Here is a 19,930-nt window from a genome sequence, read left to right on the forward strand (position 1 = left end):
CATGGCAGTGCAGCTGGCCGAGTGCTGCAGCGAACGCGACAGCATCAGGGCGATCCTTGCGTAAAGCTGGCACTGCTGCGCCGCCGCCGCCGGCTTGTTCGACGGTGTCGGTGATCGCTTGTGTCAACACCGGGTGAGGTGAGAGTTCCAGGAAAACCTGCTCACCCGCCCCGAGCAGGGCAGCGACAGTGTCATGGAACCGGACAGTGTTACGGATGTTGCGGTACCAGTAGTCCGCGGTCATTGTGGTGGTGTCGTAGGCGGTGTCGTGAGGTTCGCCGTCGACGGTGGAATACATCGCGATGGTTGATGGCCGCGGTGTCAGCTCGGGTAGCTCGTCGAGGAACTGATGGCGGATGTGTTCCATATAGGGGGAATGAGAGGGGTAGTCCACCGGGATAGCGCGAGCGTCGATGTTTTCGTGTTCGCAGGTAGTCAGCAATTCGGTGATCGCTGTGGTATCGCCGGAGACCACAGCGCTAGCGGGGCCGTTAACTGCGGCGACAGTGATCTTGCCGTCCCACCGTGCCAGCAGCTGGGTCAGTGGTTCCTCGGGCGATAGCACTGAAGCCATGGCACCGGCACCGGCCAGGTCGGTCAAGACACGGCTGCGCAAAGCCACTACCGCAGCTGCTTCGGGCAAGGTCAGGGCTCCGGCCACATGTGCCGCGGCGATCTCGCCCTGGGAGTGGCCGATGACTGCATCGGGGGTGATTCCGGCCCACCGCCAGAGTGCGGCTAACGACACCATCACCGAGAACAACACAGGCTGGACCACATCGACCCGCTCCAACGACGGGGCCTCGGGTTCGTCGTGTAACACAGCTAGCACCGACCATCCAGTGAAAGGCTGTAACGCTGCGTCGCATGCGTCGAGGGCGTGGGCGAACACGGGGAATTGGCGGTAGAGATCTGCGCCCATGCCGGGGTATTGACTGCCCTGTCCGGGGAACACGAACACTGTTTTGCCGGGGCTCTGTGGGGTCAGCAGGCCTCTGCTCAGCAGGGGGTGTGTGCCGTTGTTGGCCAGGGCGTGCAGTGCGGCCAGCGCATCGGTTGTGTCGTGGTTGTTTTCGCTGTGGTGCTCAATGCTGGTGGTGATGGTGGCGCGGTGGGGGTGGTGGCTGCGTGTGGTAGCCAGGCTGTGGGCTACATCGATCGGATCCAGATCGGGGTGGGCGCTGAGATGCTGGTACAGACGGGCCGCTTGTGCGCTTAACCCCGGCGCTGAACGCGCTGACAACGGCCACACCAGTACACCCACTGCGGGATCAGAACCCACTGCGGGATCAGAACCCACTGCGGGATCAGAACCTGTTGTGGTGTCGGGGGTTTGTGTGGTGTCGGGGGTGGGGGGTTGTTGGAGGATGAGGTGGGCGTTGGTGCCGCTGATGCCGAATGAGGACACCGCCGCGGTGCGGGGGTGGTCGGTGTTGGGCCATTGGATGGGCTCGGTTAGGAGTTGGACTGTGCCGCTGGACCAGTCGATGTGGGGGCTGGGTTGGTTGACGTGCAAGGTGGCGGGCAAGGTGGCGTGGGTGATGGCTTGGATCATCTTGACCACACCGGCGGCGCCGGCGGCGGCTTGGGTGTGGCCGATGTTGGATTTGATGGATCCCAGCCAAAGCGGTTGATCGGGCGTGTGGTGGTGGCCGTAGGTGGCGTGTAGGGCGCCGGCTTCGATGGGGTCACCCAGTGTGGTGCCGGTGCCGTGGGCTTCGACGGCGTCGACCTGGTCGTGGGTGAGGCCGGCGTTGGCTAGTGCTTGGTTGATGACGCGTTGTTGTGACGGGCCGTGGGGTGCGGTCAGTCCGTTGGATGCGCCGTCTTGGTTGATCGCCGATCCAGCGACGATCGCAAGGACCGGGTGGTTGTTGCGGCGGGCCTCGGAGAGCCGTTCAAGGACCAAGACCGCGGCGCCTTCACCAAAGCCGGTGCCATCGGCGGTAGCGGCGAAGGCTTTGCAGCGTCCATCTGGGGCCAGGCCGCGTTGGCGGGAGAACTCGGTGAAAATCGCAGGTGTGCTCATCACGGTGACGCCGCCGGCCAGTGCTAGCTGGGATTCGTTGTTGCGTAAGGATTGGCAGGCCAGGTGAATTGCCACCAGCGATGACGAGCAGGCGGTGTCAACGGTGATCGCTGGACCTTCTAGGCCCAAGGTGTAGGCGATACGGCCGGACATGACGCTGATCGCGCCGCCGGTCATCGCATACCCCTCAGCGTCATCGGAGTTGGTGGCGCCGTAGGACTGGGCCCCGGCTCCGACGAACACCCCGGTGGAGGTGCCGGCCAAGGTGTGCGCGGGAATACCCGCGGTTTCTAGCGCTTCCCAGCACACCTCCAGCAGCAGCCGCTGCTGGGGGTCCATCGCGCGTGCCTCCCGTGGAGAGATCCCAAAGAACCCGGCATCAAAACCTGCCGCATCGTCAAGGAACGCGCCGTAACGGGTGTAGGTTTTGCCGACCGCGTCCGGATCGGGATCAAACAATCCCTCCACATCCCAACCCCGATCGGCCGGAAAATTACCCACCACATCACGGCCAGCGATCACCAAGTCCCACAACTGATCCGCTGATGCGACACCACCGGGGAAACGACACGCCATCCCCACCACCGCCACCGGCTCCTCGGTACGACCAGCTGCGATCACCACCGGAGCCGGCACCAGGGCACCGATGCCAGGGATCTGTTCAAGCAGATGCTCGGCCACCGCATGGGGTGTGGGGTGATCGAAGATAAGAGTGGACGAAAGGTTGAGGCCGGTGTTGTGGGTGAGGGTGTTGCGCAGTTCGAGGGCGGTCAGCGAATCGATTCCGAGGTCTTTGAACGCGGTGGCTGGGCTGATGCTTTCGGGGGTGTGGTGGCCCAGCACGGTGGCGGTGGCCGCGGCCACGAGGGTGGCCAGTGTTTGTTGTTGCTGTTGGGGGCTAAGTCCGTTGAGGCGGGCAGCGAGATCGGTTGGGGTAGAGGCCGCCCGGCGCCGTGGTGTGGTGATCAGCGCAGACAGGATCGGGGCCAGGGTGTTGTCGCGGGCGTGTCGGGCCAGGGTGTGGGTGTTGACCGGGGCGGGTATCGAAACGGGCTGTCCGGTGGCGAGGGCGGCATCGAACAGGGCCAGTCCGTGGCTGGTGGCGATGGGCATCAAACCCAGGCGGGTCATGCGGGCTAGATCTACATCGGTTAGATGCGCGGTGAGACCGGTGCGAGTCTGCCAGTAGCCCCAGGCCAGGCTGGTCGCGGGCAAGCCCAGGCGGTGGCGGTAGTCGGCGAGAGCATCTAACGCGGTGTTGGCTGCCGCGTAGTTACCCAGACCGGGACTGCCTATCATTCCGGCCATGGACGAGAACATGATGAATGCAGACAGGTTGTGTTCGTAGGTGAGTTGGTGCAGCTGCCATGCCGCGTCGATTTTGGGGGCCAGCACCTGGTCGAGTTGATCGCCGGTCAACTCGGTGATTGGGGTGTCGGCCAATACCACGGCGGTGTGCACTACCGCGGTTAAACGGTGTTGTGTGGGCACTGAATTGACCAGGGCGGCCAGTGCTTCGGGATCGCTGATATCGCAGGCCGTGATGGTGACATGAGCACCTAGATCGGTGAGCCGCTGCTGCAGATCGGTGGCACCGTGGGCCTGAGGTCCGCGCCGCGAGGTCAACAACAGATGCCGGACACCATGGGCAGAAACCAGATGCTCGGCAAACAAGGCACCCAGCGTCCCGGTCCCCCCGGTGATCAACACCGTGCCCTCAGGATCTACCACCACCGGCGCAGTGAGCACGATCTTGCCTGTGTGACGGGCTTGACTCATGTCACGTAAGGCCGAGATGGCTTGGTAGATGCTGTAATTAGTGGTCGGTAGGGGTTTTAGGGTGTCGGTGGCAAACAGTGGGGACAGTTGGGCCAGTGTGCGCTGGATGTGATCGGGGGAGACGCTGAGCAGATCGAGGGCGCGGTAAATGACGCCGGGATGGGTTGCGGCGATGACCTCGGTATCACGGATGTCGGTTTTGCCGATTTCGACGAAATGGCCACCGCGGGGCAGCAGGGCTAGGGATGCTTCGACGAATTCACCACTGAGGCAGTTCAATACGACATCAACACCGGCGCCGTTGGTGGCATCGAGGAATGCGTTGGAAAAGTCCAGAGTACGCGAGGAAGCGATATGGTCGCGCGGTACCCCCAGTGCCTCAAGGGTGCTCCATTTCGCGGCGCTGGCGGTGGCGAATACTTCGGCACCCAAATGGTGTGCCAATTGAATCGCAGCCATACCCACACCGCCAGTGCCGGCATGGATCAGCACTCGTTGCCCTCGGCTTAGGCCCGAGATCTCGGCCAAAGCGATGTAGGCGGTCAGGAATACCACCGGTATGGATGCGGCTTGGGGGAAGGACCACCGGGCCGGGATCGTCATCACCATGCGGTGATCAGCGACAGTGCTGGGGGCAAACGCACCAGAGACGGTCATGCCGGTCACGGCATCACCCACGGCGAATCCGTAGACGTCGGGACCGATCTCGCTGATCACCCCGGCGGCTTCTCCGCCGAATCCGCCGTCGGGGATTAGCCCCAACGCGACGACCACGTCGTGAAAATTCAAACCAGCGGCCCGGACATCGATACGGATTTGTCCAGAGGCCAGGGCAGTGTGGGCGGTCGGTAGCAGGGCGAGGTTGGCCAGATCACCCTTGCCGGTGGTGTCAAGGCGCCAGGGGCCGCTGTCCGGTGGTGTCAGGACAGCGGTGCGGGTCAGGCGGGGGATGTGGATGGTGTCGCGGCGTATGGCCAGTTGGTTTTCGCGGGTTGGCAGGGTTAGGGCGGTGGTGAGGGTGTCGCTGTTGGTGTTGTCGTCGGTGTCGAGCAGTGTGAAGCGTCCGGGGTGTTCGTTTTGGGCGCTGCGGATCAGGCCCCACACTGCGGCGTGGGCTAGGTCGGGGACCGGGTCGTGGGCACTGGTGCTGACGCCGTGGCGGGTCACGATGACCAGTCGGGTGCCGGTGGTGTCGGGGTGAGTGAGCCAGTCCTGCACCACGGTAAGTGTTTGGCGGGTCAGGGTGTGTATCCGAGAAGACACCGCGGTGTCGGATGCTTGGTGTGCCTGGAGCTCTTCGTTGCTGGGCACCGGTACCGGCCACACAACCACGTCTGCTTCGGTGGTGCTGGTGTGCAGGTCGGTGCTGGTGTGTAGGTCGTGCAGGTAGCGGGGCAGCTGTTGAGTGGGTTCGGCGATCACCCGATACCGCAGGGCATCGGTGTCGGTGTCGGTGTCGGTCGTGGTGTCGGGGTGTGGTGGCCAGCTCAGGTGTAGTAGGCCAGCTGCCGTGGCTGCCGGAGCAGACCCTGTGGCGGTGGTGAGGGGGCGGGTGATCAATGAGTCGATGATCGCCACCGGGGCTCCGGTGGTGTCACTGGTGTGCACGGTGATGGCATCGGTGTTGGTACGGGTCAGCCGTACCCGCAATCGAGTGGCGTGGGTGGCGTGCAAACTGATGCCGGTAAAGGCGTAGGGCAGCCGCACCTGGTCACCGGTGTCTGCGGTGTTGGTGTCATCGGTGTTGTTGGTGGGGGGTTGGGTCAGGGCGAGTAGGGGGTGTAAAGCGGCGTCGAATAGGGCGGGGTGGATGCCGTAGCCGTCGATGTCGGTGTCTTCGGGTAGTTCAACTTCGGCGTAGATGACATCGGGTGTGGCGTGGTCACGCCATATCCGTTGCACACCTTGGAATGTTGGGCCGTAGTTGTAGCCCTGTGCAGCTAGGTCGTCGTAGAAGTCATCCACCTCGATCGCGGCTGTGCCGGGTGGAGGCCACGGCACAGGCGTTAGGGGGAGGTGGTTGTGGTCGGCGGTTTGTGCGGTCAGGACTGCGCTGGCATGCAGAACCCACTCGGGTTGTTCATCGCCGGTGGTGGTGTTGTCATGGCCGATATGTGGGCGCGAGTGGATGTTAAGAGACTGCCGGCCCATGTCATCGGTGTCGGTGACGGTGATCTGTAGATCCGCGGTGTCGTGGCCAGCGAGCAGCAGGGGGGTGTGCACGATCAGTTCGTTGACCGAGGAATATCCGGCACGGTCAGCGACATGCAGCGCTAGCTCGACAAATCCGGTGCCTGGGAACAGCACGGCTGATTCGACGGCGTGTTCGTTTAGCCATGGTTGGGTGCGTGGGCTGATCCGGCCGGTGAACACCCATCCGCGGTTTTCGGCCAGTTCGGTGGCGGTGTCTAGCAGCGGATGCATGGCGTGGGTATTGGCCCCGCTGAAATCACCGGCGGTGGGCAGCAGCCAGTAACGCTGATGCTGGAAAGCGTAGGTGGGCAGTGGGAGGGGGCGGGCCTGGCAGTAAAGAACATTCCAGGATGGGCTGATGCCATGGCAGTGCAGCTGGCCGAGTGCTGCAGCGAACGCGACAGCATCAGGGCGATCCTTGCGTAAAGCTGGCACTGCTGCGCCGCCGCCGCCGGCTTGTTCGACGGTGTCGGTGATCGCTTGTGTCAACACCGGGTGAGGTGAGAGTTCCAGGAAAACCTGCTCACCCGCCCCGAGCAGGGCAGCGACAGTGTCATGGAACCGGACAGTGTTACGGATGTTGCGGTACCAGTAGTCCGCGGTCATTGTGGTGGTGTCGTAGGCGGTGTCGTGAGGTTCGCCGTCGACGGTGGAATACATCGCGATGGTTGATGGCCGCGGTGTCAGCTCGGGTAGCTCGTCGAGGAACTGATGGCGGATGTGTTCCATATAGGGGGAATGAGAGGGGTAGTCCACCGGGATAGCGCGAGCGTCGATGTTTTCGTGTTCGCAGGTAGTCAGCAATTCGGTGATCGCTGTGGTATCGCCGGAGACCACAGCGCTAGCGGGGCCGTTAACTGCGGCGACAGTGATCTTGCCGTCCCACCGTGCCAGCAGCTGGGTCAGTGGTTCCTCGGGCGATAGCACTGAAGCCATGGCACCGGCACCGGCCAGGTCGGTCAAGACACGGCTGCGCAAAGCCACTACCGCAGCTGCTTCGGGCAAGGTCAGGGCTCCGGCCACATGTGCCGCGGCGATCTCGCCCTGGGAGTGGCCGATGACTGCATCGGGGGTGATTCCGGCCCACCGCCAGAGTGCGGCTAACGACACCATCACCGAGAACAACACAGGCTGGACCACATCGACCCGCTCCAACGACGGGGCCTCGGGTTCGTCGTGTAACACAGCTAGCACCGACCATCCAGTGAAAGGCTGTAACGCTGCGTCGCATGCGTCGAGGGCGTGGGCGAACACGGGGAATTGGCGGTAGAGATCTGCGCCCATGCCGGGGTATTGACTGCCCTGTCCGGGGAACACGAACACTGTTTTGCCGGGGCCCTGTGGGGTCAGCAGGCCTCTGCTCAGCAGGGGGTGTGTGCCGTTGTTGGCCAGGGCGTGCAGTGCGGCCAGCGCATCGGTTGTGTCGTGGTTGTTTTCGCTGTGGTGCTCAATGCTGGTGGTGATGGTGGCGCGGTGGGGGTGGTGGCTGCGTGTGGTAGCCAGGCTGTGGGCTACATCGATCGGATCCAGATCGGGGTGGGCGCTGAGATGCTGGTACAGACGGGCCGCTTGTGCGCTTAACCCCGGCGCTGAACGCGCTGACAACGGCCACACCAGTACACCCACTGCGGGATCAGAACCCACTGCGGGATCAGAACCCACTGCGGGATCAGAACCCACTGCGGGATCAGAACCTGTTGTGGTGTCGGGGGTTTGTGTGGTGTCGGGGGTGGGGGGTTGTTGGAGGATGAGGTGGGCGTTGGTGCCGCTGATGCCGAATGAGGACACCGCCGCGGTGCGGGGGTGGTCGGTGTTGGGCCATTGGATGGGCTCGGTTAGGAGTTGGACTGTGCCGCTGGACCAGTCGATGTGGGGGCTGGGTTGGTCGACGTGCAAGGTGGCGGGCAAGGTGGCGTGGGTGATGGCTTGGATCATCTTGACCACACCGGCGGCGCCGGCGGCGGCTTGGGTGTGGCCGATGTTGGATTTGATGGATCCCAGCCAAAGCGGTTGATCGGGCGTGTGGTGGTGGCCGTAGGTGGCGTGTAGGGCGCCGGCTTCGATGGGGTCACCCAGTGTGGTGCCGGTGCCGTGGGCTTCGACGGCGTCGACCTGGTCGTGGGTGAGGCCGGCGTTGGCTAGTGCTTGGTTGATGACGCGTTGTTGTGACGGGCCGTGGGGTGCGGTCAGTCCGTTGGATGCGCCGTCTTGGTTGATCGCCGATCCAGCGACGATCGCAAGGACCGGGTGGTTGTTGCGGCGGGCCTCGGAGAGCCGTTCAAGGACCAAGACCGCGGCGCCTTCACCCCAGCCGGTGCCATCGGCGGTAGCGGCGAAAGCTTTGCAGCGTCCATCTGGGGCCAGGCCGCGTTGGCGGGAGAACTCGGTGAAAATCGCAGGTGTGCTCATCACGGTGACGCCGCCGGCCAGTGCTAGCTGGGATTCGTTGTTGCGTAAGGATTGGCAGGCCAGGTGAATTGCCACCAGCGATGACGAGCAGGCGGTGTCAACGGTGATCGCTGGACCTTCTAGGCCCAAGGTGTAGGCGATACGGCCGGACATGACGCTAGTCGCGCCGCCGGTCATCGCATACCCCTCAGCGCCATCGGAGTTGGTGGCGCCGTAGGACTGGGCCCCGGCTCCGACGAACACCCCGGTGGAGGTGCCGGCCAAGGTGTGCGCGGGAATACCCGCGGTTTCTAGCGCTTCCCAGCACACCTCCAGCAGCAGCCGCTGCTGGGGGTCCATCGCGCGTGCCTCCCGTGGAGAGATCCCAAAGAACCCGGCATCAAAACCTGCCGCATCGTCAAGGAACGCGCCGTAACGGGTGTAGGTTTTGCCGACCGCGTCCGGATCGGGATCAAACAATCCCTCCACATCCCAACCCCGATCGGCCGGAAAATTACCCACCACATCACGGCCAGCGATCACCAAGTCCCACAACTGATCCGCTGATGCGACACCACCGGGGAAACGACACGCCATCCCCACCACCGCCACCGGCTCCTCGGTACGACCAGCTGCGATCACCACCGGAGCCGGCACCAGGGCACCGGTGGTGAGTCGGGTGTGCAGGTGTTGGGTTAGCGCGGTGGGTGTGGGGTGATCGAAGATGAGGGTGGGGGGCAGATCCAGGCCGGTGTTGTGGGTGAGGGTGTTGCGCAGTTCAAGGGCGGTCAGCGAATCGATTCCGAGGTCTTTGAACGCGGTGGCTGGGCTGATGCTTTCGGGGGTGTGGTGGCCCAGCACGGTGGCGGTGGCCGCGGCCACGAGGGTGGCCAGTGTTTGTTGTTGCTGTTGGGGGCTAAGTCCGTTGAGGCGGGCAGCGAGATCGGTTGCGGCAGAAGCCGCCCGGCGCCGTGGTGTGGTGATCAGCGCAGACAGGATCGGGGCCAGGGTGTTGTCGCGGGCGTGTCGGGCCAGGGTGTGGGTGTTGATCGGGGCGGGTATCGAAACGGGCCGTCCGGTGGCGAGGGCGGCATCGAACAGGGCCAGTCCGTGGCTGGTGGCGATGGGCATCAAACCCAGGCGGGTCATGCGGGCTAGATCTACATCGGTTAGATGCGCGGTGACACCGGTGCGGGTCTGCCAGTAGCCCCAGGCCAGGCTGGTCGCGGGCAAGCCCAGGCGGTGGCGGTAGTCGGCGAGAGCATCTAACGCGGTGTTGGCTGCCGCGTAGTTACCCTGACCGGGACTGCCTATCATTCCGGCCATGGACGAGAACATGATGAATGCAGACAGGTTGTGTTCGTAGGTGAGTTGGTGCAGCTGCCATGCCGCGTCGATTTTGGGGGCCAGCACCTGGTCGAGTTGATCGCCGGTCAACTCGGTGATTGGGGTGTCGGCCAATACCGCGGCGGTGTGCACTACCGCGGTTAAACGGTGTTGTGTGGGCACTGAATTGACCAGGGCGGCCAGTGCTTCGGGGTCGCTGATATCGCAGGCCGTGATGGTGACATGAGCACCTAGATCGGTGAGCCGCTGCTGCAGATCGGTGGCACCGTGGGCCTGAGGTCCGCGCCGCGAGGTCAACAACAGATGCCGGACACCATGGGCAGAAACCAGATGCTCGGCAAACAAGGCACCCAGCGTCCCGGTCCCCCCGGTGATCAACACCGTGCCCTCAGGATCTACCACCACCGGCGCAGTGAGCGCACCGTCACTGCTGTGTCGGGTCAGGCGGGGGATGTGGATGGTGTCGCGGCGTATGGCCAGTTGGTTTTCGCGGGTTGGCAGGGTTAGGGCGGTGGTGAGGGTGTCGCTGTTGGTGTTGTCGTCGGTGTCGAGCAGTGTGAAGCGTCCGGGGTGTTCGTTTTGGGCGCTGCGGATCAGGCCCCACACTGCGGCGTGGGCTAGGTCGGGGACCGGGTCGTGGGCACTGGTGCTGACGCCGTGGCGGGTCACGATGACCAGTCGGGTGCCGGTGGTGTCGGGGTGAGTGAGCCAGTCCTGCACCACGGTAAGTGTTTGGCGGGTCAGGGTGTGTATCCGAGAAGACACCGCGGTGTCGGATGCTTGGTGTGCCTGGAGCTCTTCGTTGCTGGGCACCGGTACCGGCCACACAACCACGTCTGCTTCGGTGGTGCTGGTGTGCAGGTCGGTGCTGGTGTGTAGGTCGTGCAGGTAGCGGGGCAGCTGTTGAGTGGGTTCGGCGATCACCCGATACCGCAGGGCATCGGTGTCGGTGTCGGTGTCGGTCGTGGTGTCGGGGTGTGGTGGCCAGCTCAGGTGTAGTAGGCCAGCTGCCGTGGCTGCCGGAGCAGACCCTGTGGCGGTGGTGAGGGGGCGGGTGATCAATGAGTCGATGATCGCCACCGGGGCTCCGGTGGTGTCACTGGTGTGCACGGTGATGGCATCGGTGTTGGTACGGGTCAGCCGTACCCGCAATCGGGTGGCGTGGGTGGCGTGCAAACTGATGCCGGTAAAGGCGTAGGGCAGCCGCACCTGGTCACCGGTGTCTGCGGTGTTGGTGTCATCGGTGTTGTTGGTGGGGGGTTGGGTCAGGGCGAGTAGGGGGTGTAAAGCGGCGTCGAATAGGGCGGGGTGGATGCCGTAGCCGTCGATGTCGGTGTCTTCGGGTAGTTCAACTTCGGCGTAGATGACATCGGGTGTGGCGTGGTCACGCCATATCCGTTGCACACCTTGGAATGTTGGGCCGTAGTTGTAGCCCTGTGCAGCTAGGTCGTCGTAGAAGTCATCCACCTCGATCGCGGCTGTGCCGGGTGGAGGCCACGGCACAGGCGTTAGGGGGAGGTGGTTGTGGTCGGCGGTTTGTGCGGTCAGGACTGCGCTGGCATGCAGAACCCACTCGGGTTGTTCATCGCCGGTGGTGGTGTTGTCATGGCCGATATGTGGGCGCGAGTGGATGTTAAGAGACTGCCGGCCCATGTCATCGGTGTCGGTGACGGTGATCTGTAGATCCGCGGTGTCGTGGCCAGCGAGCAGCAGGGGGGTGTGCACGATCAGTTCGTTGACCGAGGAATATCCGGCACGGTCAGCGACATGCAGCGCTAGCTCGACAAATCCGGTGTTCGGGAACAGCACGGCTGATTCGACGGCGTGTTCGTTTAGCCATGGTTGGGTGCGTGGGCTGATCCGGCCGGTGAACACCCATCCGCGGTTTTCGGCCAGTTCGGTGGCGGTGTCTAGCAGCGGATGCATGGCGTGGGTATTGGCCCCGCTGAAATCACCGGCGGTGGGCAGCAGCCAGTAACGCTGATGCTGGAAAGCGTAGGTGGGCAGTGTGAGGGGGCGGGCCTGGCAGTAAAGAACATTCCAGGATGGGCTGATGCCATGGCAGTGCAGCTGGCCGAGTGCTGCAGCGAACGCGACAGCATCAGGGCGATCCTTGCGTAGAGCTGGCACTGCTGCGCCGCCGCCGCCGGCTTGTTCGACGGTGTCGGTGATCGCTTGTGTCAACACCGGGTGAGGTGAGAGTTCCAGGAAAACCTGCTCACCCGCCCCGAGCAGGGCAGCGACAGTGTCATGGAACCGGACAGTGTTACGTAGCTGTTGGGTCCAATAGTCAGGTGAGGCGAGTTGGTCGTGGCGGGCGATCTGCCCGGTGAGGTTGGACAAGATGGGCAAGGTGGGTGCGGTGAAGGTGAGTTGGGCCGCGATCTGGCGGAATTGTTCGAGGATGGGGTCCATATGTGGAGAGTGGAAAGCGTGACTGACCTGCAGTCGGGTGGTACGTCGATCTTGGGCAATGAAGTGCTCGCCGATTTGTTCGAGGCTGTCGTGATCTCCTGACAGTACGATCGACGTTGCTCCGTTGATCGCGGCGATGGACACGGCGTGGTCTAGGCCTTCAAGCAGCGGTTGTACTTCTGCTTCGCTGGCTTGTAGCGCGAGCATCGTCCCGCCGGGCGTGCAGGATTGCATCAGTCGTCCTCGGCTTGTGACCAAGGTGGCTGCGTCTTGCAGTGACAGCACACCGGCGGCGTATGCCGCGGTGAGTTCTCCGATGGAGTGGCCTAGCAGGTAGTCCGGGTGGATACCGGCGTGGGTGAACAATCGATGTAGAGCGGTTCCCAGCGCGAACAACGCCGGTTGTGCATAGAAGGTCTGGTCCAGCAGTTGCGCCATGGCAGTGTCTTGTTGGCTGAACATCACCTCAAGCAACGCAACATCGAGATGCGGGTTCAGCGCCGCAGCGACCTCGTCGAGGGCGTGGGCGAACACGGGGAATTGGCGGTAGAGATCTGCGCCCATGCCGGGGTATTGACTGCCCTGTCCGGGGAACACGAACACTGTTTTGCCGGGGCCCTGTGGGGTCAGCAGGCCTCTGCTCAGCAGGGGGTGTGTGCCGTTGTTGGCCAGGGCGTGCAGTGCGGCCAGCGCATCGGTTGTGTTGTGGTTGTTTTCGCTGTGGTGCTCAATGCTGGTGGTGATGGTGGCGCGGTGGGGGTGGTGGCTGCGTGTGGTAGCCAGGCTGTGGGCTACATCGATCGGATCCAGATCGGGGTGGGCGCTGAGATGCTGGTACAGACGGGCCGCTTGTGCGCTTAACCCCGGCGCTGAACGCGCTGACAACGGCCACACCAGTACACCCACTGCGGGATCAGAACCCACTGCGGGATCAGAACCCACTGCGGGATCAGAACCTGTTGTGGTGTCGGGGGTTTGTGTGGTGTCGGGGGTGGGGGGTTGTTGGAGGATGAGGTGGGCGTTGGTGCCGCTGATGCCGAATGAGGACACCGCCGCGGTGCGGGGGTGGTCGGTGTTGGGCCATTGGATGGGCTCGGTTAGGAGTCGGACTGTGCCGCTGGACCAGTCGATGTGGGGGCTGGGTTGGTCGACGTGCAAGGTGGCGGGCAAGGTGGCGTGGGTGATGGCTTGGATCATCTTGACCACACCGGCGGCGCCGGCGGCGGCTTGGGTGTGGCCGATGTTGGATTTGATGGATCCCAGCCAAAGCGGTTGATCGGGCGTGTGGTGGTGGCCGTAGGTGGCGTGTAGGGCGCCGGCTTCGATGGGGTCACCCAGTGTGGTGCCGGTGCCGTGGGCTTCGACGGCGTCGACCTGGTCGTGGGTGAGGCCGGCGTTGGCTAGTGCTTGGTTGATGACGCGTTGTTGTGACGGGCCGTGGGGTGCGGTCAGTCCGTTGGATGCGCCGTCTTGGTTGATCGCCGATCCAGCGACGATCGCAAGGACCGGGTGGTTGTTGCGGCGGGCCTCGGAGAGCCGTTCAAGGACCAAGACCGCGGCGCCTTCACCCCAGCCGGTGCCATCGGCGGTAGCGGCGAAAGCTTTGCAGCGTCCATCTGGGGCCAGGCCGCGTTGGCGGGAGAACTCGGTGAAAATCGCAGGTGTGCTCATCACGGTGACGCCGCCGGCCAGTGCTAGCTGGGATTCGTTGTTGCGTAAGGATTGGCAGGCCAGGTGAATTGCCACCAGCGATGACGAGCAGGCGGTGTCAACGGTGATCGCTGGACCTTCTAGGCCCAAGGTGTAGGCGATACGGCCGGACATGACGCTAGTCGCGCCGCCGGTCATCGCATACCCCTCAACGCCATCGGAGTTGGTGGCGCCGTAGGACTGGGCCCAGGCTCCGACGAACACCCCGGTGGAGGTGCCGGCCAAGGTGTGCGCGGGAATACCCGCGGTTTCTAGCGCTTCCCAGCACACCTCCAGCAGCAGCCGCTGCTGGGGGTCCATCGCGCGTGCCTCCCGTGGAGAGATCCCAAAGAACCCGGCATCAAAACCTGCCGCATCGTCAAGGAACGCGCCGTAACGGGTGTAGGTTTTGCCGACCGCGTCCGGATCGGGATCAAACAATCCCTCCACATCCCAACCCCGATCGGCCGGAAAATTACCCACCACATCACGGCCAGCGATCACCAAGTCCCACAACTGATCCGCTGATGCGACACCACCGGGGAAACGACACGCCATCCCCACCACCGCCACCGGCTCCTCGGTACGACCAGCTGCGATCACCACCGGAGCCGGCACCAGGGCACCGATGCCAGGGATCTGTTCAAGCAGATGCTCGGCCACCGCATGGGGTGTGGGGTGATCGAAGATAAGAGTGGACGAAAGGTTGAGGCCGGTGTTGTGGGTGAGGGTGTTGCGCAGTTCAAGGGCGGTCAGCGAATCGATTCCGAGGTCTTTGAACGCGGTGGCTGGGCTGATGCTTTCGGGGGTGTGGTGGCCCAGCACGGTGGCGGTGGCCGCGGCCACGAGGGTGGCCAGTGTTTGTTGTTGCTGTTGGGGGCTAAGTCCGTTGAGGCGGGCAGCGAGATCGGTTGCGGCAGAAGCCGCCCGGCGCCGTGGTGTGGTGATCAGCGCAGACAGGATCGGGGCCAGGGTGTTGTCGCGGGCGTGTCGGGCCAGGGTGTGGGTGTTGACCGGGGCGGGTATCGAAACGGGCCGTCCGGTGGCGAGGGCGGCATCGAACAGGGCCAGTCCGTGGCTGGTGGCGATGGGCATCAAACCCAGGCGGGTCATGCGGGCTAGATCTACATCGGTTAGATGCGCGGTGACACCGGTGCGGGTCTGCCAGTAGCCCCAGGCCAGGCTGGTCGCGGGCAAGCCCAGGCGGTGGCGGTAGTCGGCGAGAGCATCTAACGCGGTGTTGGCTGCCGCGTAGTTACCCTGACCGGGACTGCCTATCATTCCGGCCATGGACGAGAACATGATGAATGCAGACAGGTTGTGTTCGTAGGTGAGTTGGTGCAGCTGCCATGCCGCGTCGGTTTTGGGGGCCAGCACCTGGTCGAGTTGATCGCCGGTCAACTCGGTGATTGGGGTGTCGGCCAATACCGCGGCGGTGTGCACTACCGCGGTTAAACGGTGTTGTGTGGGCACTGAATTGACCAGGGCGGCCAGTGCTTCGGGGTCGCTGATATCGCAGGCCGTGATGGTGACATGAGCACCTAGATCGGTGAGCCGCTGCTGCAGATCGGTGGCACCGTGGGCCTGAGGTCCGCGCCGCGAGGCCAACAACAGATGCCGGACACCATGGGCAGAAACCAGATGCTCGGCAAACAAGGCACCCAGCGTCCCGGTCCCCCCGGTGATCAACACCGTGCCCTCAGGATCTACCACCACCGGCGCAGTGAGCGCACCGTCACTGCTGTGTCGGGTCAGGCGGGGGATGTGGATGGTGTCGCGGCGTATGGCCAGTTGGTTTTCGCGGGTTGGCAGGGTTAGGGCGGTGGTGAGGGTGTCGCTGTTGGTGTTGTCGTCGGTGTCGAGCAGTGTGAAGCGTCCGGGGTGTTCGTTTTGGGCGCTGCGGATCAGGCCCCACACTGCGGCGTGGGCTAGGTCGGGGACCGGGTCGTGGGCACTGGTGCTGACGCCGTGGCGGGTCACGATGACCAGTCGGGTGCCGGTGGTGTCGGGGTGAGTGAGCCAGTCCTGCACCACGGTAAGTGTTTGGCGGGTCAGGGTGTGTATCCGAGAAGACACCGCGGTGTCGGATGCTTGGTGTGCCTGGAGCTCTTCGTTGCTGGGCACCGGTACCGGCCACACAACCACGTCTGCTTCGGTGGTGCTGGTGTGCAGGTCGGTGCTGGTGTGTAGGTCGTGCAGGTAGCGGGGCAGCTGTTGAGTGGGTTCGGCGATCACCCGATACCGCAGGGCATCGGTGTCGGTGTCGGTGTCGGTCGTGGTGTCGGGGTGTGGTGGCCAGCTCAGGTGTAGTAGGCCAGCTGCCGTGGCTGCCGGAGCAGACCCTGTGGCGGTGGTGAGGGGGCGGGTGATCAATGAGTCGATGATCGCCACCGGGGCTCCGGTGGTGTCACTGGTGTGCACGGTGATGGCATCGGTGTTGGTACGGGTCAGCCGTACCCGCAATCGGGTGGCGTGGGTGGCGTGCAAACTGATGCCGGTAAAGGCGTAGGGCAGCCGCACCTGGTCACCGGTGTCTGCGGTGTTGGTGTCATCGGTGTTGTTGGTGGGGGGTTGGGTCAGGGCGAGTAGGGGGTGTAAAGCGGCGTCGAATAGGGCGGGGTGGATGCCGTAGCCGTCGATGTCGGTGTCTTCGGGTAGTTCAACTTCGGCGTAGATGACATCGGGTGTGGCGTGGTCACGCCATATCCGTTGCACACCTTGGAATGTTGGGCCGTAGTTGTAGCCCTGTGCAGCTAGGTCGTCGTAGAAGTCATCCACCTCGATCGCGGCTGTGCCGGGTGGAGGCCACGGCACAGGCGTTAGGGGGAGGTGGTTGTGGTCGGCGGTTTGTGCGGTCAGGACTGCGCTGGCATGCAGAACCCACTCGGGTTGTTCATCGCCGGTGGTGGTGTTGTCATGGCCGATATGTGGGCGCGAGTGGATGTTAAGAGACTGCCGGCCCATGTCATCGGTGTCGGTGACGGTGATCTGTAGATCCGCGGTGTCGTGGCCAGCGAGCAGCAGGGGGGTGTGCACGATCAGTTCGTTGACCGAGGAATATCCGGCACGGTCAGCGACATGCAGCGCTAGCTCGACAAATCCGGTGCCTGGGAACAGCACGGCTGATTCGACGGCGTGTTCGTTTAGCCATGGTTGGGTGCGTGGGCTGATCCGGCCGGTGAACACCCATCCGCGGTTTTCGGCCAGTTCGGTGGCGGTGTCTAGCAGCGGATGCATGGCGTGGGTATTGGCCCCGCTGAAATCACCGGCGGTGGGCAGCAGCCAGTAACGCTGATGCTGGAAAGCGTAGGTGGGCAGTGTGAGGGGGCGGGCCTGGCAGTAAAGAACATTCCAGGATGGGCTGATGCCATGGCAGTGCAGCTGGCCGAGTGCTGCAGCGAACGCGACAGCATCAGGGCGATCCTTGCGTAGAGCTGGCACTGCTGCGCCGCCGCCGCCGGCTTGTTCGACGGTGTCGGTGATCGCTTGTGTCAACACCGGGTGAGGTGAGAGTTCCAGGAAAACCTGCTCACCCGCCCCGAGCAGGGCAGCGACAGTGTCATGGAACCGGACAGTGTTACGTAGCTGTTGGGTCCAATAGTCAGGTGAGGCGAGTTGGTCGTGGCGGGCGATCTGCCCGGTGAGGTTGGACAAGATGGGCAAGGTGGGTGCGGTGAAGGTGAGTTGGGCCGCGATCTGGCGGAATTGTTCGAGGATGGGGTCCATATGTGGAGAGTGGAAAGCGTGACTGACCTGCAGTCGGGTGGTACGTCGATCTTGGGCAATGAAGTGCTCGCCGATTTGTTCGAGGCTGTCGTGATCTCCTGACAGTACGATCGACGTTGCTCCGTTGATCGCGGCGATGGACACGGCGTGGTCTAGGCCTTCAAGCAGCGGTTGTACTTCTGCTTCGCTGGCTTGTAGCGCGAGCATCGTCCCGCCGGGCGTGCAGGATTGCATCAGTCGTCCTCGGCTTGTGACCAAGGTGGCTGCGTCTTGCAGTGACAGCACACCGGCGGCGTATGCCGCGGTGAGTTCTCCGATGGAGTGGCCTAGCAGGTAGTCCGGGTGGATACCGGCGTGGGTGAACAATCGATGTAGAGCGGTTCCCAGCGCGAACAACGCCGGTTGTGCATAGAAGGTCTGGTCCAGCAGTTGCGCCATGGCAGTGTCTTGTTGGCTGAACATCACCTCAAGCAACGCAACATCGAGATGCGGGTTCAGCGCCGCAGCGACCTCGTCGAGGGCGTGGGCGAACACGGGGAATTGGCGGTAGAGATCTGCGCCCATGCCGGGGTATTGACTGCCCTGTCCGGGGAACACGAACACTGTTTTGCCGGGGCCCTGTGGGGTCAGCAGGCCTCTGCTCAGCAGGGGGTGTGTGCCGTTGTTGGCCAGGGCGTGCAGTGCGGCCAGCGCATCGGTTGTGTTGTGGTTGTTTTCGCTGTGGTGCTCAATGCTGGTGGTGATGGTGGCGCGGTGGGGGTGGTGGCTGCGTGTGGTAGCCAGGCTGTGGGCTACATCGATCGGATCCAGATCGGGGTGGGCGCTGAGATGCTGGTACAGACGGGCCGCTTGTGCGCTTAACCCCGGCGCTGAACGCGCTGACAACGGCCACACCAGTACACCCACTGCGGGATCAGAACCCACTGCGGGATCAGAACCTGTTGTGGTGTCGGGGGTTTGTGTGGTGTCGGGGGTGGGGGGTTGTTGGAGGACGAGGTGGGCGTTGGTGCCACCCATGGAAAAAGATGACACGCCCGCCGTTAGCGGTTTGTCTAAGTCCGGCCATTCACTGAGAGTGGTTTGGACGCGGAGCCCTAGCTGCTCTAGCGGGATTTTTGGGTTAGGAACCGTGTAGTTGAGGCTGGGGGGAAGCTGGCGATGATGAACGGCAAGGGCAGTCTTGATTAGGCCGAGGATTCCTGCGGCGCCTTCGAGGTGACCGATATTGGTTTTGATTGACCCGACTAGCAGCGGGCTGCGCGGGACCGTGGATGTGCCGAAGACGGAGTGAAGCGAGTGGGCTTCGGTGGGATCGCCGAGTCGGGTGCCGGTGCCATGTAGCTCGACGTATTGGACTTCTGAGGGGTCGATTTCGGCTCGTTCATAAGCTTGAAGGAGCGCTTGACGCTGGCCGTCGACTCCGGGCGCTGTCAAGTCTTGAGTGGTGCCGTCGTTGTTGACTGAGCTGCCGCGGATCACACAGTAAATATGGTTGCCGTCGGCTAGGGCGTCGTTGAGACGTTTGAGGACGACGACGCCGCCGCCTTCGCCACGAACGTATCCGTTGGCACGTGCGTCGAAGGTGTAGCAGCGTCCGTCAGGTGAAAGGGCTCCAAAGTGTGCTGCGCTCAGTGCGGCGGCGAGGCTGAGGTTAAGGTGAATACCACCCGCGATAGCAAGTGAAGTTTCTTCTCTGCGCAAGCTTTCCATTGCCACGTGCACAGCCACCAGTGAGGACGATTGCCCGGTATCGATGACCAAACTAGGTCCGCGTAGACCGAGTGTGTAGGAGACACGGTTGGCTATGAGGCTGCGGTGAGTCCCCGCAAAGGTATGTGCAGTCATCGCTGCGCGGTAGGTCACCGCGGTCGTGTAATCATCGCTCATGGCGCCGGTAAACACCCCGCTACTGCTACCGGAAAGATGTTCTGGCACGATTCGAGCATCTTCGAGTGCTGCCCAGGTCAGTTCAAGCATCAATCGTTGCTGCGGATCCATCGACCCAGCTTCGGAGGGGTTAATTCCGAAGAACGCGGCGTCAAACCCTTCGACGTCATCAAGAAAGGCGCCATGCCGAAGCGCTGATCGTTGCTCATCGGTCAGTCGGTGAGCAACGAGGCCGTCTAAATTCCAACGTGCAGAAGGTATCTCATCGACCACACTGATCCCGTCTCGCAGCAGCGCCCACAGAGCGTCCGGATCAGATGCGCCAGGAACCCGGCAAGACATTCCGACCACTGCGACTGCATCACCCAACACCCGACCTCCCCTGCAGTTTTGGTGAGCATCTCCGAAGATCACGCACCCTAAATTGGGTACTATCACGTTAATTAAAATATGTAGTAGCGCAGTTGGCTGTAGTGC

General features: G+C 63.2%; 1 pseudogene. It reads right to left on the reverse strand.

Going from position 1 to position 19,930, the window contains the following annotated elements:
* Positions 1-52: 52 nt before the first annotated feature.
* A pseudogene (locus tag SHTP_RS30855) lies at positions 53-19,825 on the reverse strand (SDR family NAD(P)-dependent oxidoreductase); the annotation flags it as partial.
* Between the last annotated feature and the right edge of the window lie 105 nt (positions 19,826-19,930).

The sequence above is a fragment of the Mycobacterium ulcerans subsp. shinshuense genome (genome assembly GCF_002355775.1).
GTDB lineage: Bacteria > Actinomycetota > Actinomycetes > Mycobacteriales > Mycobacteriaceae > Mycobacterium > Mycobacterium marinum.